Source organism: Streptococcus cuniculi, from assembly GCF_004570575.1.
Classification (GTDB): domain Bacteria; phylum Bacillota; class Bacilli; order Lactobacillales; family Streptococcaceae; genus Streptococcus; species Streptococcus cuniculi_A.
Genome location: NZ_SPPD01000118.1, coordinates 1 through 389, shown reverse-complemented (window position 1 = coordinate 389; position 389 = coordinate 1). Strand labels below are relative to the sequence as shown.

Sequence of the window (389 nt, the reverse complement as noted above, 5' to 3'; positions counted from 1 at the left end):
GAAGTAATTGGCGTGCCGGTGGTTGCGCATGGGGGCTACCTCCACTGTGCCTTCAGTGCGATGTACGGCGGATTCTCCGGGGTCAGCAAGGTGGACGCATGGCAACTGATTCCTCTTGAGATCCATCGTGGTGTAACCTGGACGTACCACGATCAGGACCACTCGGTTCGTGAGCGCGGCGACTACACGGGCTGCAGGGTTGCAGTCCGCGGCAAGCAAATGGTGTGTGCGAAGCCCATCTGCGTGTTGCGCACATATCCAACCACCGAGCCGATCTCCCTCTGTGAAGCGATCGCCCACGAAGAAGAGAATCGCAGGTATGGTTGGCGTGCGATGGAATACTCGGACGTGGAGCCGGTATGGAAGTCTTTTGAAGGGCATCCGGTAGC

Annotated in this window: 1 protein-coding gene; it reads left to right on the top strand. The window is 58.6% G+C overall.

The genetic code is table 11. From position 1 onward, the window contains the following. The coding region (locus tag E4T82_RS12690; protein WP_209304599.1) for a hypothetical protein at window positions 1–389 on the top strand (389 nt) is incomplete at both ends.